At 55.7% G+C, this 14,183-nt stretch carries 13 protein-coding genes; 10 read left to right on the top strand and 3 right to left on the bottom strand.

Annotated elements, in window-relative coordinates; all coding sequences use genetic code 11:
- Positions 1 to 132: 132 nt before the first annotated feature.
- Genes AC1D2Q_RS20930 through AC1D2Q_RS20910 form a run of 5 tightly spaced genes read left to right on the top strand, consistent with a single transcriptional unit; the run spans position 133 to position 4,242 of the window.
- On the top strand, positions 133 to 939 hold the full coding sequence (locus tag AC1D2Q_RS20930; RefSeq protein WP_096479753.1) for an alkaline phosphatase family protein: 807 nt from the start codon (positions 133 to 135) through the stop codon (positions 937 to 939).
- A 5-nt stretch (positions 940 to 944) separates the two neighbouring features.
- Positions 945 to 1,781, top strand: a complete 837-nt coding sequence (locus AC1D2Q_RS20925) for an ABC transporter permease (protein WP_167331172.1) — start codon at positions 945 to 947, stop codon at positions 1,779 to 1,781.
- The gene (locus tag AC1D2Q_RS20920; RefSeq protein WP_105339723.1) at positions 1,768 to 2,568 is read left to right on the top strand and encodes an ABC transporter permease; all 801 of its coding nucleotides are present in this window, start codon (positions 1,768 to 1,770) and stop codon (positions 2,566 to 2,568) included. Before AC1D2Q_RS20925 ends, AC1D2Q_RS20920 begins: the two co-directional genes overlap by 14 nt.
- Positions 2,565 to 3,554 (top strand): ABC transporter ATP-binding protein, encoded by a 990-nt coding sequence (locus AC1D2Q_RS20915; RefSeq protein ID WP_007936172.1) that lies wholly within the window; start codon positions 2,565 to 2,567, stop codon positions 3,552 to 3,554. The genes AC1D2Q_RS20920 and AC1D2Q_RS20915 overlap by 4 nt, the downstream gene beginning before the upstream one ends.
- A gap of 34 nt (positions 3,555 to 3,588) precedes the next feature.
- Positions 3,589 to 4,242 carry an HAD family hydrolase gene (locus AC1D2Q_RS20910; protein WP_007936171.1) on the top strand — a complete coding sequence of 218 codons (654 nt, stop codon included), beginning with the start codon at positions 3,589 to 3,591 and terminating at the stop codon, positions 4,240 to 4,242.
- 66 nt (positions 4,243 to 4,308) lie between these two features.
- Here AC1D2Q_RS20910 and AC1D2Q_RS20905 read toward each other — a convergent pair whose 3' ends face one another.
- Positions 4,309 to 5,271: a zinc-binding dehydrogenase gene (locus tag AC1D2Q_RS20905; RefSeq protein WP_026286337.1), complete on the bottom strand. Its 963-nt coding sequence runs from the start codon at positions 5,269 to 5,271 to the stop codon at positions 4,309 to 4,311.
- Positions 5,272 to 5,411: 140 nt separating this feature from the next.
- Between AC1D2Q_RS20905 and AC1D2Q_RS20900 the strand changes: the two genes are divergently transcribed.
- The gene (locus AC1D2Q_RS20900; protein ID WP_477814409.1) at positions 5,412 to 7,493 is read left to right on the top strand and encodes a carboxy terminal-processing peptidase; all 2,082 of its coding nucleotides are present in this window, start codon (positions 5,412 to 5,414) and stop codon (positions 7,491 to 7,493) included.
- Positions 7,494 to 7,627: 134 nt separating this feature from the next.
- Positions 7,628 to 9,418, top strand: a complete 1,791-nt coding sequence (locus AC1D2Q_RS20895) for a bifunctional diguanylate cyclase/phosphodiesterase (protein WP_477814408.1) — start codon at positions 7,628 to 7,630, stop codon at positions 9,416 to 9,418.
- 99 nt (positions 9,419 to 9,517) lie between these two features.
- Here AC1D2Q_RS20895 and AC1D2Q_RS20890 read toward each other — a convergent pair whose 3' ends face one another.
- A complete protein-coding gene (locus AC1D2Q_RS20890; RefSeq protein WP_477746400.1) occupies positions 9,518 to 9,841 on the bottom strand; it encodes a hypothetical protein in 324 nt (107 codons plus the stop codon).
- 615 nt (positions 9,842 to 10,456) lie between these two features.
- Between AC1D2Q_RS20890 and AC1D2Q_RS20885 the strand changes: the two genes are divergently transcribed.
- The 3 genes from AC1D2Q_RS20885 (at position 10,457) to AC1D2Q_RS20875 (ending at position 13,816) form a co-directional block, all read left to right on the top strand.
- Positions 10,457 to 10,882: a DUF3010 family protein gene (locus tag AC1D2Q_RS20885; RefSeq protein WP_477814407.1), complete on the top strand. Its 426-nt coding sequence runs from the start codon at positions 10,457 to 10,459 to the stop codon at positions 10,880 to 10,882.
- Positions 10,879 to 11,976, top strand: coding sequence for a serine/threonine protein kinase (locus AC1D2Q_RS20880; RefSeq protein ID WP_477814406.1), 1,098 nt, complete (start codon positions 10,879 to 10,881; stop codon positions 11,974 to 11,976). Before AC1D2Q_RS20885 ends, AC1D2Q_RS20880 begins: the two co-directional genes overlap by 4 nt.
- Before the next feature lie 253 nt (positions 11,977 to 12,229).
- Positions 12,230 to 13,816 carry an LA2681 family HEPN domain-containing protein gene (locus tag AC1D2Q_RS20875; RefSeq protein ID WP_477814405.1) on the top strand — a complete coding sequence of 529 codons (1,587 nt, stop codon included), beginning with the start codon at positions 12,230 to 12,232 and terminating at the stop codon, positions 13,814 to 13,816.
- Positions 13,817 to 13,945: 129 nt separating this feature from the next.
- Here AC1D2Q_RS20875 and AC1D2Q_RS20870 read toward each other — a convergent pair.
- Positions 13,946 to 14,183: hypothetical protein (locus tag AC1D2Q_RS20870; protein ID WP_477814404.1), on the bottom strand; the 238-nt coding region annotated here is incomplete at its 5' end.

Here is a 14,183-nt window from a genome sequence, read left to right as displayed (position 1 = left end):
AAACAGCCGTAGGAGCTGCCGCCGGCTGCGATCTTTTTTGGGGTCACTTGAGTTTCAAATGAAAGATCAAAAGATCGCAGCCTTCGGCAGCTCCTACGACGTTCAGTTTCGATTTCGGAGTCTTCGCCCCCTATGAAGCACAACGTCATCCTTGTCGTGCTCGACGGCCTCAACTACGAAGTCGCGCGCCACGCCATGGGGCATCTGCAGGCTTACGTTGGCGCAGGACGCGCGGCACTCTACAAACTGGAATGTGCACTGCCGGCCCTGTCCCGACCACTTTACGAATGCATCCTGACCGGCGTTGCGCCGATCGACAGCGGCATCGTTCACAACAACGTCTCACGCCTGTCCAACCAGCGCAGCATCTACCATTACGCCACCGACGCCGGCCTGAAAACCGCCGCCGCGGCCTATCACTGGGTCAGCGAGTTGTATAACCGTTCACCGTTCGTGGCTGCCCGGGACCGTCACACCGACGACCCGAAACTGCCGATCCAGCACGGTCACTTCTACTGGAGCGACCATTACCCGGACTCGCACCTGTTCGCCGACGCGGAAAACCTGCGCCTGCGCCATGCGCCGAACTTTCTGTTGGTCCACCCCATGAACATCGACGACGCCGGGCACAAGCACGGCCTCGACACCCCACAGTACCGCAACAGCGCCCGCTCGGCGGACGTGATCCTCGCCGACTACCTGCAAGGCTGGCTCGACGCCGGATACCAGGTGCTGGTGACCGCCGACCACGGCATGAACAACGACCGCTCGCACAACGGCCTGCTGCCTGAAGAACGCGAAGTGCCGCTGTTCGTCCTCGGCGACGCCTTCAGCTTCAACCAAGGCGCTGCACCGAAACAGACCGAACTGTGCGGCACCGTCTGCGAACTGCTGGGCGTGCCCCACGACAAACCTGTGTGCCGGGAGCTGCTCAAGTGAATGCCATGACCCGCGGTAAATGGCTGGCCGCTCTGTGCCTGGTGCCCTTCGCGATTTTCTTCTTCGTGTTCGAGATCGCCCCGCTGCTCTGGGTAATGATCAACAGCCTGCAATCGGAAGAGTTCGGTTGGGGCCTGGCCAACTTCAGCAAAATCTTCAATTCGAAGTTCTATTTGCAAGCGATCCAGTACAGCCTCGAGATCAGTTTCTGGTCCAGCGTATTCGGCATCGTCATTGCCGTGCTCGGCGCCTATTCCCTGCGCCGGGTCGACTCGAAACTGCGCAACTTCGTGAATGCGTTCGCCAACATGACCAGCAACTTCGCCGGTGTGCCCCTGGCCTTCGCGTTCATCATCTTGCTGGGCTTCAACGGCACCTTCACCATCATGCTGAAACAGGCCGGGATCATTCAGGATTTCAACCTGTACTCGAAAACCGGGCTGATCATTCTCTACACCTACTTCCAGATTCCCCTGGGCGTGCTGTTGCTCTACCCGGCGTTCGATGCCCTGCGCGAAGACTGGCGTGAGTCTGCCGCGCTGCTCGGCGCCAACGGCTGGCAATTCTGGCGGCACATCGGTCTGCCGGTGCTGACTCCAGCACTGCTGGGCACGTTCGTGATTCTGCTGGCCAACGCCCTCGGCGCCTACGCCACGGTCTACGCGCTGACCACCGGCAATTTCAACGTGTTGCCGATCCGCATCGCGGCCATGGTGTCCGGCGACATATCCCTCGACCCGAACCTCGCCAGCGCCTTGGCCGTGGTGCTGGTGGCATTGATGACCCTGGTGACCATCGTGCATCAGCTGCTGTTGAAGAGGAGCTACCATGTCTCGCGCTGAACTGGGGCCCGTCGGTGTCTACCACCGGGTCATCGTGTATTTGCTGTTTGCCATTCTGTTGTTGCCGCTGCTCGGAACCTTGATCTACTCGATCGCCAGCAGTTGGTCGGCGACGATTATGCCCAGCGGCTTTACCTTCAAGTGGTACATCCAGCTATGGAGCGATCCGCGCTTTCTCGATGCATTCGGTCAGTCGTTGCTGGTTTGTATCGGCTCGCTGATTCTGTCGGTGGTGCTGATCCTGCCACTGCTGTTCGTGGTGCATTACCACTTCCCTAAGCTCGACGCGCTGATGAACATCCTGATCCTGCTGCCCTTCGCGGTGCCGCCGGTGGTGTCGTCGGTGGGGCTGTTGCAGCTCTACGGTTCGGGGCCGTTCGCGATGGTGGGTACGCCATGGATTCTGATCGGTTGCTACTTCACCGTGGCGCTGCCGTTCATGTACCGGGCGATCACCAACAACCTGCAAGCCATCAACCTGCGCGACCTGATGGACGCCGCGCAATTGCTCGGCGCCAGCACTTTTCAAGCAGCTTTCCTGGTGGTGCTGCCGAACCTGCGCAAGGGTCTGATGGTGGCGTTGCTGCTGTCCTTCTCGTTCCTGTTCGGTGAGTTCGTGTTCGCCAACATCCTCGTCGGCACCCGCTATGAAACCTTGCAGGTCTACCTCAACAACATGCGCAACAGCAGCGGCCACTTCACCAGTGCGCTGGTGATTTCCTACTTCTTCTTTGTGCTGGTTCTGACCTGGGTGGCCAATATCTTGAACAAGGACAAAAGCGAATGAGCTATGTAAGCGTCCAACATCTTCAGAAAGATTACTCAGGCACCACCGTCTTCAGCGACATCAACTGCGAAATCAGGAAAGGCGAATTCGTCACCCTGCTCGGCCCGTCCGGTTGCGGCAAGTCCACGCTGCTGCGTTGCATCGCCGGCCTGACCTCGGTGGACGGTGGCCAGATTCTGCTGGAAGGTCACGACCTCGTCCCACTGAGCCCGCAGAAACGCGGAATCGGCATGGTGTTCCAGAGTTATGCGCTGTTCCCGAACATGACCGTGGAGCAGAACGTCGCCTTCGGTTTACGCATGCAGAAGGTCAACGCCGACGACAGCCAAAAACGCGTCGCCGAAGTGCTGAGACTGGTAGAGCTCAATGACTTCGCCGCCCGCTACCCGCATCAGCTGTCCGGTGGCCAGTGCCAGCGTGTCGCCCTCGCTCGTTCGTTGGTGACCCGGCCTCGCCTGTTGTTGCTGGATGAGCCGTTGTCGGCGCTGGATGCGCGGATTCGCAAGCACTTGCGCGAACAGATCCGTCAGATCCAGCGCGAACTCGGCCTGACCACGATCTTCGTCACGCACGATCAGGAAGAAGCCCTGACCATGTCTGACCGAATCTTCCTGATGAATCAGGGAAAGATCGTACAGAGTGGCGATGCCGAAACCCTCTACACCGCACCCGTCGACGTGTTCGCCGCAGGCTTCATCGGCAACTACAACCTGCTGGACGCCGACAGTGCCAGCAAATTGTTGCAGCGGCCGATCACCCACCGCATCGCGATCCGCCCGGAGGCCATCGAGCTGAGCCTGAACGGCGAACTCGACGCACAGGTGCGCAGCCACAGCCTGTTGGGCAACGTGATTCGCTATCGGGTCGAAGCTCGGGGGGTGGAACTGGTGGTGGATGTGCTGAACCGCTCGGCGTCCGACCTGCATCCCGATGGTCAGCGCCTGGCACTTTCCATCGATCCGACAGCCCTGTGTGAGGTAGCCTGATGACCTTGCTGATGTTGAAGAGAGAACCGTACTGATGGCCCTGGCAATTTTTGATCTGGACGAAACCCTGATCCACGGCGACTGCGCCTCGCTATGGAGCGAACAGATGGCCCGCCTCGGCTGGGTCGATGGCGAATCCTTCCTGCGTCGCGACAAGGAATTGATGGATGCGTACGGCAGGGGCCACTTGGCCATGGAGGACTACATGGCCTTCAGCCTGGAGCCGCTGATCGGTCGCACGCCGCAAGAGCTCGAGCACTTGGTAGCGCCCTGGGTGGAAGATTTCATCGAACCGATCATTTTCAGCGACGCCACCAAAACCATCGCCGCCCACCGCAAGGCCGGCGACCGGATTCTGGTGATCTCGGCCTCGGGCACGCATTTGGTCAAGCCGATTGCCGACCGTCTGGGCATCGACGAAATTCTCGGCATCGAGCTGGAAGTGGCGCACGGGGTGTACAGCGGCAACACGGTGGGCACCCTGACCTACCGCGAAGGCAAGATCACCCGCTTGCTGGAATGGCTGGACGCCGAAGAGGAAAACCTTGAAGGCGCGAGTTTCTACTCGGATTCACGCAACGATTTGCCGCTGCTGCTGAAGGTGGATTTCCCGCATGTGGTGAATCCGGATCCAGTGTTGCTCGAACACGCCGAAAAAGCCGGCTGGCCGATCCATATCTGGAAGTAAAAGCAAAAGATCGCAGCCTCGCTTCGAGCGAAGCGAGGCTGCGATCTTTTGGCAGCCAACCCGATTTCAGCTCAGGCTGTCGTCAATCACCAGCACCAACTTGCCCGACACCTGATTGGTCGCCAGCTCCGCAAACGCCGCTTCGGCGTCCTCGATCGCAAACGTCCTGGCCAGTTGCGGGCTCAAACGCCCTTCGGCAAACAGCGGCCAGACGTGCTGGCTGAGATCGCTGAACAAATCGGCCTTGAACTGCTCGTCGCGATTGCGCAGGGTCGAACCCAGCAGTTGCACGCGCTTGGCCAGCACCTGCGCCAGATCCAGCTGCGCTTCACGACCGCCCATCAAACCGATCAATACCCAACGGCCATCGCGAGCCAGCAGCTTGAGGTTCAATGCCGCGTAGTTGCCACCCACCGGATCCAGGATCACATCGAACGGCCCCAAATCGTTCAGGCGGTCCAGATCCTTATTACGCACCACTCCACCCTGGGCACCCAGCGCTTCACAGTAGGCCAGACGATCCTCGGAGCCGACACTGACCCAGCACGGGTTACCAAACGCCTTGCACAGCTGAATGGCAGCTGAACCGATTCCACTTGCTCCGGCATGCAGAAGAACTTTCTCACCCGGTTTGAGCGAAGCCAATTGAAACAAATTCAGCCAGACGGTCGCATACACTTCCGGCAACGCCGCGGCCTCGGCCAGGGACAATCCTTCGGGAACCGGCAACACATGCCGTCCGTCGACAACTACCTCTTCGGCCATCCCACCCCCGGCCAGCAAGGCGCAAACCCGATCGCCGACCTGCCAGGACGAGCCCGGGCCGACCTCGCTGATCACCCCCGAACACTCAAGACCCAGCGCTTGACTGGCTCCCGGCGGTGGCGGATACAGGCCCGCTTTCTGTAACAAATCGGCTCGATTGAGTCCCGCTGCCGCCACTCGGATACGAACTTGTCCTACATCGCACGTAGGACTCGGCTCCTCAACCCACTCCACTCGCCCCTCAACGCCTTGCAATGCTTTCACAGTGCCTCCATAGTGAGTCTGGACTGAGCCCGAAGCTATAGCGCCGGGCTTTCTTGCATTATGCGACCGGCCCTTGTGGGAACCGGCGACTTCAAAGACGGCCTAATATGCGTGATCAATTGTCCCCGCGTCGAATCAGCATGAAGCATTTTTTCCCCAGCACCGCCCTCGCTCTTGTCATTGGTCTCGGTCTTTTGCCGATGTCGAGCAATTCGTTCGCAGCCAACAGCTGGGACAAGCTTCAGCCCGATCGCGACGAAGTCATCGCCAGTCTGAACGTCGTCGAATTGCTCAAGCGTCACCATTACAGCAAGCCGCCGCTCGACGATGCGCGCTCCGCGATCATCTACGACAGCTACCTCAAGCTGCTGGATCCATCGCGCAGCTACTTCATGGCCAGTGACATTGCCGAATTCGACAAATGGAAAACCCAGTTTGACGACTTCCTCAAGAGCGGCGACCTCAACGCCGGGTTCACCATCTACAAGCGCTATCTGGACCGCGTCAAGGCGCGTCTGGACTTTGCCCTTGCCGAGCTGAACAAGGGCGTCGACAAGATCGACTTCACCGCCAAGGAAACCTTGCTGGTCGACCGCAAGGATGCCCCTTGGCTCAAGACCACCGCCGAGCTCGACGACCTGTGGCGCAAACGCGTCAAGGACGAAGTGCTGCGGATGAAGATTTCCGGCAAAGAGCCAAAGCAGATTCAGGAAACCCTGACCAAGCGTTACAAGAATCAGCTGGTGCGTCTGGATCAGACCCGCGCGGAAGATATCTTCCAGGCGTACATCAACACCTTCGCCATGTCGTACGACCCGCACACCAACTATCTGTCACCGGATAACGCGGAGAACTTCGACATCAACATGAGCCTGTCCCTGGAGGGCATCGGCGCCGTGTTGCAGAGCGATAACGATCAAGTCAAAGTCGTGCGCCTGGTGCCTGCCGGCCCGGCCGACAAGACCAAGCAGGTCGCTCCGGCCGACAAGATCATCGGCGTGGCCCAGGGCAACAAAGAGATGGTCGACGTGGTCGGCTGGCGCCTGGACGAAGTGGTCAAACTGATTCGTGGGCCGAAAGGCACCGTGGTGCGCCTGGAAGTGATTCCGGCCAGCAACGCGCCGAATGACCAGACCAGCAAGATCGTGCCGATCACCCGCGAAGCGGTGAAGCTTGAAGATCAGGCGGTGAAGAAGTCGATCCTCAGCCTCAAGCAGGATGGCAAGGACTACAAGCTCGGCGTCATCGAGATCCCGGCCTTCTACCTGGACTTCAAGGCCTTCCGTGCCGGCGATCCGGACTACAAGAGCACCACCCGCGACGTCAAGAAGCTGCTGACCGAGCTGCAGAAAGACAAGGTCGACGGCGTGGTTATCGACCTGCGCAACAACGGCGGCGGTTCCTTGCAGGAAGCCACCGAGCTGACCAGCCTGTTCATCGACAAAGGTCCGACCGTGCTGGTGCGTAATGCCGACGGCCGGGTCGATGTGCTGGAAGATGAAAACCCGGGCGCGTTCTACAAAGGCCCGATGGCGTTGCTGGTCAACCGTTTGTCCGCCTCGGCGTCGGAGATCTTCGCCGGTGCGATGCAGGACTACCACCGTGCACTGATCATCGGCGGCCAGACCTTCGGCAAAGGCACCGTGCAAACCATTCAGCCGCTGAACCATGGCGAACTGAAACTGACCCTGGCCAAGTTCTACCGGGTTTCCGGCCAGAGCACCCAGCATCAAGGCGTACTGCCGGACATCGATTACCCGTCGATCATCGACACCAAGGAAATCGGCGAAAGCGCCCTGCCGGAAGCCATGCCGTGGGACACCATCCGTGCGGCCATCAAGCCGGCGGTCGACCCGTTCAAACCGTTCATCACAGCGCTTAAGTCCGAGCATGACGTGCGCACGGCCAAAGACGCGGAGTTCGTGTTCATCCGCGACAAACTGGCCCTGGCCCAGAAGCTGATGGCCGAAAAAACCGTCAGCCTCAATGAAGCCGACCGTCGTGCACAACACGCCGATATCGAAGCCAAGCAACTGGCCATGGAAAACATCCGTCGCAAGGCCAAGGGTGAAGAGCCGCTCAAAGAGCTGAAGAAAGAAGACGAAGATGCCATCGCGGCCGAGCCGGACAAGACCAAGCCAGAAGACGACGCCTACCTGAGCGAGACCGGGCGGATTCTGCTGGATTACTTGAAACTCAACACCGCGGTCGCCAAGCACTAAGTGCTTACAAACAAGATGATGGCAATTTAATGCTGACGCTCCCCGGAGCGTCATCAAACAGACATCATTCTGTCGTGAAATAAAGGACCGGGAGCTTTGCGCTCCCGGTCCTTTTTTTATCGCCAGAGATCGCCATGACCACAACCGAACAGCTGAGTGCCTTGAGCTCAATACTGACTCAAAGCGGTTTGCACAGCCTGTTCCAGCCGATCATCTCCCTCTCTGAACGACAGATCATCGGCTACGAAGCCCTCAGCCGTGGCCCCTCCAACAGCCCGCTGCACTCCCCCATCGCCCTGTTCGCGGTCGCTCGCCAGGCCGGTCGCCTCAGCGAACTGGAAATCGCTTGCCGCCAAAGTGCTTGCCGACGTTTCAATGAACAGCAACTGCCCGGCAAACTGTTCCTCAATGTCTCACCGGAATCCCTGCTCGAAGCCGCCCACCAACCCGGGCGCACCCTGCAACTGCTGCAGGATTTCGGCATACCGCCGAGCCAGGTGGTGATCGAACTCACCGAACAGACCCCGACCGACGATTTCCAGTTGTTGCAAACCGCCCTGCATCACTATCGGGCGATGGGTTTTTCGATTGCGCTGGATGATCTGGGCGCGGGTTATTCAAGCTTGCGGCTGTGGTCTGAATTGCGCCCGGATTACGTCAAGATCGATCGACACTTTATCGACGGCATTCATCAGGACGCGCTCAAGCGTGAATTCGTCGGCTCGATCCTGCAGATCGCCAAGGCGTCCCGGGCAAAAGTGATCGCCGAAGGCATCGAATTGGCAGAAGAACTCGCCGTGCTGACCGAAATGGGCGTCGATCTTGTACAAGGCTATCTGCTCTGCCGGCCCCAGGAGCATCCGCCCCGCGATGCCCGAACCTTGATGCCCAAACCCAACACCGCCGCAGCGATGCTGAACGAGGACGCCAGTGACCTCAGCGCCCTACTCAACGACCAACCAGCGATGGCCAGCGACACCCCGACCGCCACCGTACTGGAAGCCTTCCGCCGCCAAGCCAACCTGAACTCCCTGGCGGTGCTCGACAAGCAAGGCCGGCCGTGCGGCATCGTTCACTGTCATTCGCTTTCGGATGCCCTGCTCAAGCCCTTTGCCACCGACCTGTTCGCCCGCAAACCCATCAGCCGCTTGATGAGCGACGACTTCCTCGCCGTGGAGCTGAGCCAGTCGCTGCAACAGGTCAGCCGCCTGATCACCAGCCGCGCCCGCCAGCGCATCGAAGAAGACTTCATCATCACCCTCAACGGCGGCTATCTGGGCTTGGGCCGAGTGATCGACGTGCTCAAACTGATTACCGAACTGAAAATCCAGCAAGCCCGCTACGCCAACCCACTGACCCTGCTGCCAGGCAACGTGCCCATCCAGCAATGCCTGACACGCCTGCTGCAACAGGAACGGGAATCGGTGATCTGCTACGTGGACATCGACAGCTTCAAACCTTTCAACGACATCTACGGCTACGGTCGTGGGGACGAAGTCCTACTGTGCCTGGCGCAATGCCTGAACGACCGCGTCGACCCATCCCGCGACTTCGTCGGCCATATCGGCGGTGACGACTTCCTGCTGGTGCTCGGCCCCGAAGACTGGCGCAAACGCCTGAACCAATTGCTGGACGACTTCCACAGCCAATGCCGACGCTTCTACCGCAGCGAACACCTCGAAGCCGGCTGCTTCATCGCCCCCAACCGCCAGGGTGTGCGCCAGGAGTTTCCGCTACTGTCGCTGTCCATCGGCGTGGTGCATCTGCATCCACAGGCCTGCGGACAACTCGACGCGAGCCAGCTAGCGGAAATGGCCTCCCAAGCCAAACACCACGCGAAGAATGTGCCGGGGTATAGCGTGCATGTGATTGATAGCCTGGCGGTGCCGACAACCGAGGAAGCGTTGGTTGCCGGACATCGGTGATTTGCCGTACATCCCGTAGGAGCTGCCGAAGGCTGCGATCTTTTGACCTTGCTTTTGTGGCGACGGGCCAAGCCCCCTCGCCACAAAAGCCGCTAGACGCTACTCCGAAGACCGAGCCCGCAACCGCCGCCCAATCACATCCAGCACATCACAGCCATCGCGCAGCGGAATGGCACAGAGCAACGCAAAATCACTGAGAATCATCGAATCGCACTCGACCGAGCCACGCATGGACAGGTTCTCAAGCACTTGGGTGACGGCGCGAATTCGGTAGCTAGCAGCTTCGGTCAGAATGTCCAGCGGCGCGTGGGTGTCGACAAACAGGGTGGGCATGTCGGTGCAGTTGCTGGTCAACGCCATGAAGCGGTTTTTGGGGTGGGGAATTGGTTTTTCGTAGGGTGGATCAGGATGAAGATTTTTCATTTTTAAACCTCTGGTAGAAGTGGAGCTACCATCGGCCGTCCTACAGGCTTGGGTGGCAGCTATACGCGGGGTAGGAATATCGAGACCAGAGAACTCGACCACACCGAAGCGTGCCCGCGCACAGCCGCCGCTACTGATATTACGGGCGCATGGTAACAGCCGCAAATCAGGTGTCGACGCCAAAGCGTTTCTCATGGTCTGGAGGGTTCCTACACCCTGCCACTGAATGTGCAGTGACCACCAAAGGCTATCGGTTGAATTCCTTTCGCACCAGTTCACGAAAACCGCCACAACTTGAAGGAAACTTCCGAAGACCTTGCCCAGAAATTTCGCTCAAAAAAGGCAAACGTGGGGGAAGGCTTTGCTGGAGCCTGGCTTGATTTCTCCACCGTGGGCTAGTCGGTTTCGACCTATAGCTGCCGGTGGCGACAGGCAGAAATCGGCCAATAGCCGGACGGTCGAGGTTGCCTGCATTCGACTCGTTGGTGCCCTGTGAAGCACGGCGGAAATCAGCCAAAGGTGGCGTAGACGTCTCTATGGCCATCTGCTAGCTTTTTACAAATTAATTTCTAAAATTATTTTCAACGGCAATTCTTAGCTCTAAAAAGGAATTTCATGGATAAGATCTGTGGTGTCGAATTGAAGGGTTCCGAGGCAATTATTGTTCTACTGGAAAAGACAGACTTAGGGTACGTGCATCTGAATATCGAACCCCGCAGAATTAAACTTGGGGATGACGAGTCCAGCGATCACATTAAGTCGTTTTTTGAAACCTTTCAAAACTTTTCTAGGCAGCACGACATTGACCTGGTGGTGATTAAGAAGCGTGCGCAGAAAGGGCCAAAGGCGGGGGGTGCAATTTCATTCAAAATGGAGTCACTTATTCAACTCAACGGGATTGCTGAGGTCCGATTTGAAACAGGCCAGGGAATAGCTGCCGCAGAAAAGAAAATTCCATTTGAATTGCCTGTAGATCTTAAGAAATATCAAGAGGACGCATTTAAATCTGCCGCGCTATACATCCGGAGACTAGATGTATGAGCGAGATCCTCATTGACAACGTTAGTGTGCCTCCGCGAATAAAGGCGCAACTTAACATCTTAAGTAAGGATATAAAGTTTACGCGAGAGATAACCAAAGGTGGAAACGGTTATCTTTTCTTCGGCGAAAATAGGATTCTGAAAAACGAGGTCGCTGTAAAGTTCTACTACTGGGGCGGCGACGCAAAATACCACGCAGAGCCTAGCACCCTGGCGGCAATTGAGGCGCCTAACATCCTTCCAGTCAAGAATGCTGGTTTGCTTGATGGGGAATGGGCCTATTTTGTGACTCCTCGCTGTTCAAGTGGCGACCTTGACGATGCGCTAGAAAAGACCGAGCATGGCAACCTGCAGGCCGTTGAGCGCACTAGACAGATTTTGAGTGGTGTAGTTCATCTGCACCAACGCCGCTATCTACACAGAGATTTGAAGCCGTCCAATATATATGTGGGCGAGGACGGAAGATCAATAATCGGTGATTTTGGGTCAATTAAGTATATTCCAGAAGGACTCAACTCAATCCCCGCTTCCAGCCATGCTGTACTCTATAGACCACCTGAATCGATTGCTGCAGACTCATATGGATTTGGCGGGGATATATACCAGTGCGGAATAATTCTTTATCAGCTCCTAGGCGGCTACTTACCTTATGAGGAAATGGCATGGTTAAACAAAGCAGAAAGACGCGAGCATGATCGCCTAACGTCCAGGCCCGACAAGGCTATTTTTATTGATGCATGCATTCGAGAAAAAATCCGAAGAGGAAAGATTTTAAATATTTTTTCACTTCCCTCTTGGGTTCCCGAAAACCTCAGGAGAGCAATAAGAAAGGCAACCCATATCGATCCATCGAAAAGGTATCCATCAGCCTCTGCTTTTCATACCCACCTTAACAATATTAAATCTGATATTCCTGACTGGTCAGTTGTCGGAGGACAGCCAGTACTTAGAGGCAACACTTCGTTTAGGATTTGCAATGACGGTGAGAGCCTTTATGTCCAGAAGTCCAAAAATGGAGGAGACTGGAGGCGAGACAACTCAATTACGGGGGATAGTATTGCCGAAATGGTCGAGAAAATCGAAGCGAAGATCTGAGTGGCTCACCTCGCCTCCTTCAAACCATTCATGGGCAACGTCATGTTGGCGTCCGCTTCTGGATAGTGTTGGTCATTCGCGAAAGACAACTATGGGTCAAAAAATCACTGTGACCGGGGGGAAATGTCGGCCTTAAGCGGACACTCGGCCCAAGCCCGCTTCCGGCTACAAGAAGTCGTCGAGTACCTAAAAGTTCAGGGGAATTCAGGGGCCATAAGGCTCGCTAATCCAAATCGACGGGGATGGGAATAGAATGGAAAGCGACGAACCATGTGAGTCGGGCGGCCTCGACAGGCGTATTAAAGCGGTTGAGCATTTTTGCGAAGATGCGGGAGCGTCTGCCGAGGCATGTGAGGCCTTAGCTCAATTGGTAGATGCCGCTGACCAAGAAGGTAACATTCGGGTGCTAAAACGGGCGATTGAGTTATCGGCACTCATCGAGCCGAACTGTATGCCAATTGATGCCTGCCTAGTGCGGTATAACTGCTCGAACGCATGGGCCGCGCTCCATCGTTTGGAATGCATGTCACCTGAAGATGCTTGGTCTTGGGATCAACCAGAGTTACTAAAACAAGTATATTGGCTCCGATCGGCTATACAGCACGAGGGATACGCATTATTACCATCAGCGCGTCGAGCACAGCTCCACTGCAACCTTGCCAATTCTCTTAGTGCAGCCGGACGGTTTGTCGATGCATTGGATGAGTGGCGAAAGGCACTATTTGAACAACCCGTCTTAGGTATGGCCCGAGGTAATCTAGGACGCGGACTAATCACATACGGACAGGCTCTTTACGACGATGGGCATGCATACTGGTTTCTGGTGCATGCTCACGATGCTTTAGCTACGGCAGTTGATGGAGGCGTTGGTAGAGACGGAGCCACGTATCAAGAGGCGATTCAATACTTCACAGTATATAGGGATATGACCGGGGCCATGCTTAGGGGGGATTCAGTTCCCGAGCTAAGTGTTCTTGATAAGACGTCTATCGGTAAAACTAAGAAAGAGCGAAAATACCGCCGATGGTGCTTGGATCGAAACCTATTTCTAAATCCAATGAATGATCTAGGTGCGTATTCAATTGCTGGGCATGATGTGCTGAATTTACCTACTCATAGCGCAAACGACATAGGGATTACCTTTCTGGCATTCTTCAATCAGCTTAAGCAAGAGTTTGCTTACGCACGGCTTTGCCTCTATGAAGGGAGCACAGATCATGCAGTACATTTTGCGGATAGAGACGTTTCTTTGTCTTTTAATGCGGACTACGCACTCTATTCCATGGCTTTAGAGAAAATCAAGACTGCTTTCCGATCCGCTTACTCAGTACTAGATAAGGTCGCATATTTTGTTAATGCCTATTGGAAACTTGGAATCAGTGAGCGTCAGGTCTATTTTAGATCTATCTGGTTCGAAGAGTCTAAAGGCAAGGGCAAGCCAAAGCAGATTCGTGAGATTTTCGAGTCGTCACGAAATCTTCCTCTTAGAGGTTTGTACTGGCTAGCGCAAGACATTTACTCTGAAGATTTACGCGACGTTGCGCATCCAAGCGCAAAAGATCTTGATATTCTCCGAAATCACTTAGAGCACAAGTATGCCAAGGTAGTCGATCCTTTCACCAGATTCAGTGAGCCTGCTGATATTTTTAAGGATTATCTCGCACATCAAATTGAAAGGGACGATCTGATTGAAAAGGCTAAGCGACTGGTAATTCTAAGTCGCTCCGCGCTGATCTATTTATCCCTTGCTATGCATGTCGAAGAGCAACGATTGGCGGCTGATGAGGGTCTTTCATTTGCTATGGGTGTCGATATATATCCGGACAAGCTGAAGCGATAGCAAAATCGTTCGATCAAACGAAGTCAATAAGCGTGGTTAAAATATAAAAAGGGACAGATTTATTTTATGAAAATAAATCTGCCTCTTTGTTGGCCCCAACCCTTAGTCGTCAAAATTATATATAAGACATCAGGACAGATCGATTCGGGCGCTTTGAATTTCAAATCTTTTTGTATAACAACGCATCATTAGATCACGATGTGTCTGGTAAGGCTCACCTGCGTTTACGTGAACCAAAGCGAGTTCTTTGAAAGACGTTTTTTTCAAAAACTCCGGATCCAATCTGGAGGCAAAATTCATAAATCTAGAGACAAACCTGTGCTCGTAGACATTTTGTATCTCAGCTTTTGCAAGGCACTCAACATAC

The sequence above is a fragment of the Pseudomonas sp. P1_A1 genome (assembly GCF_056406935.1).
Note: the sequence above shows the minus strand (reverse complement) of the source record. Positions and strands in the feature narration are given on the sequence as shown.

What these genes read in the sequence shown, in the direction of transcription:
- AC1D2Q_RS20900 (WP_477814409.1), top strand. Translation starts at nt 5,412, where the DNA reads ATGAAGCATTTTTTCCCCAGCACCGCCCTCGCTCTTGTCATTGGTCTC.
- AC1D2Q_RS20890 (WP_477746400.1), bottom strand. Translation starts at nt 9,841, where the DNA reads ATGAAAAATCTTCATCCTGATCCACCCTACGAAAAACCAATTCCCCAC.
- AC1D2Q_RS20915 (WP_007936172.1), top strand. Translation starts at nt 2,565, where the DNA reads ATGAGCTATGTAAGCGTCCAACATCTTCAGAAAGATTACTCAGGCACC.
- AC1D2Q_RS20885 (WP_477814407.1), top strand. Translation starts at nt 10,457, where the DNA reads ATGGATAAGATCTGTGGTGTCGAATTGAAGGGTTCCGAGGCAATTATT.
- AC1D2Q_RS20925 (WP_167331172.1), top strand. Translation starts at nt 945, where the DNA reads ATGACCCGCGGTAAATGGCTGGCCGCTCTGTGCCTGGTGCCCTTCGCG.
- AC1D2Q_RS20930 (WP_096479753.1), top strand. Translation starts at nt 133, where the DNA reads ATGAAGCACAACGTCATCCTTGTCGTGCTCGACGGCCTCAACTACGAA.
- AC1D2Q_RS20895 (WP_477814408.1), top strand. Translation starts at nt 7,628, where the DNA reads ATGACCACAACCGAACAGCTGAGTGCCTTGAGCTCAATACTGACTCAA.
- AC1D2Q_RS20875 (WP_477814405.1), top strand. Translation starts at nt 12,230, where the DNA reads ATGGAAAGCGACGAACCATGTGAGTCGGGCGGCCTCGACAGGCGTATT.
- AC1D2Q_RS20910 (WP_007936171.1), top strand. Translation starts at nt 3,589, where the DNA reads ATGGCCCTGGCAATTTTTGATCTGGACGAAACCCTGATCCACGGCGAC.
- AC1D2Q_RS20920 (WP_105339723.1), top strand. Translation starts at nt 1,768, where the DNA reads ATGTCTCGCGCTGAACTGGGGCCCGTCGGTGTCTACCACCGGGTCATC.
- AC1D2Q_RS20880 (WP_477814406.1), top strand. Translation starts at nt 10,879, where the DNA reads ATGAGCGAGATCCTCATTGACAACGTTAGTGTGCCTCCGCGAATAAAG.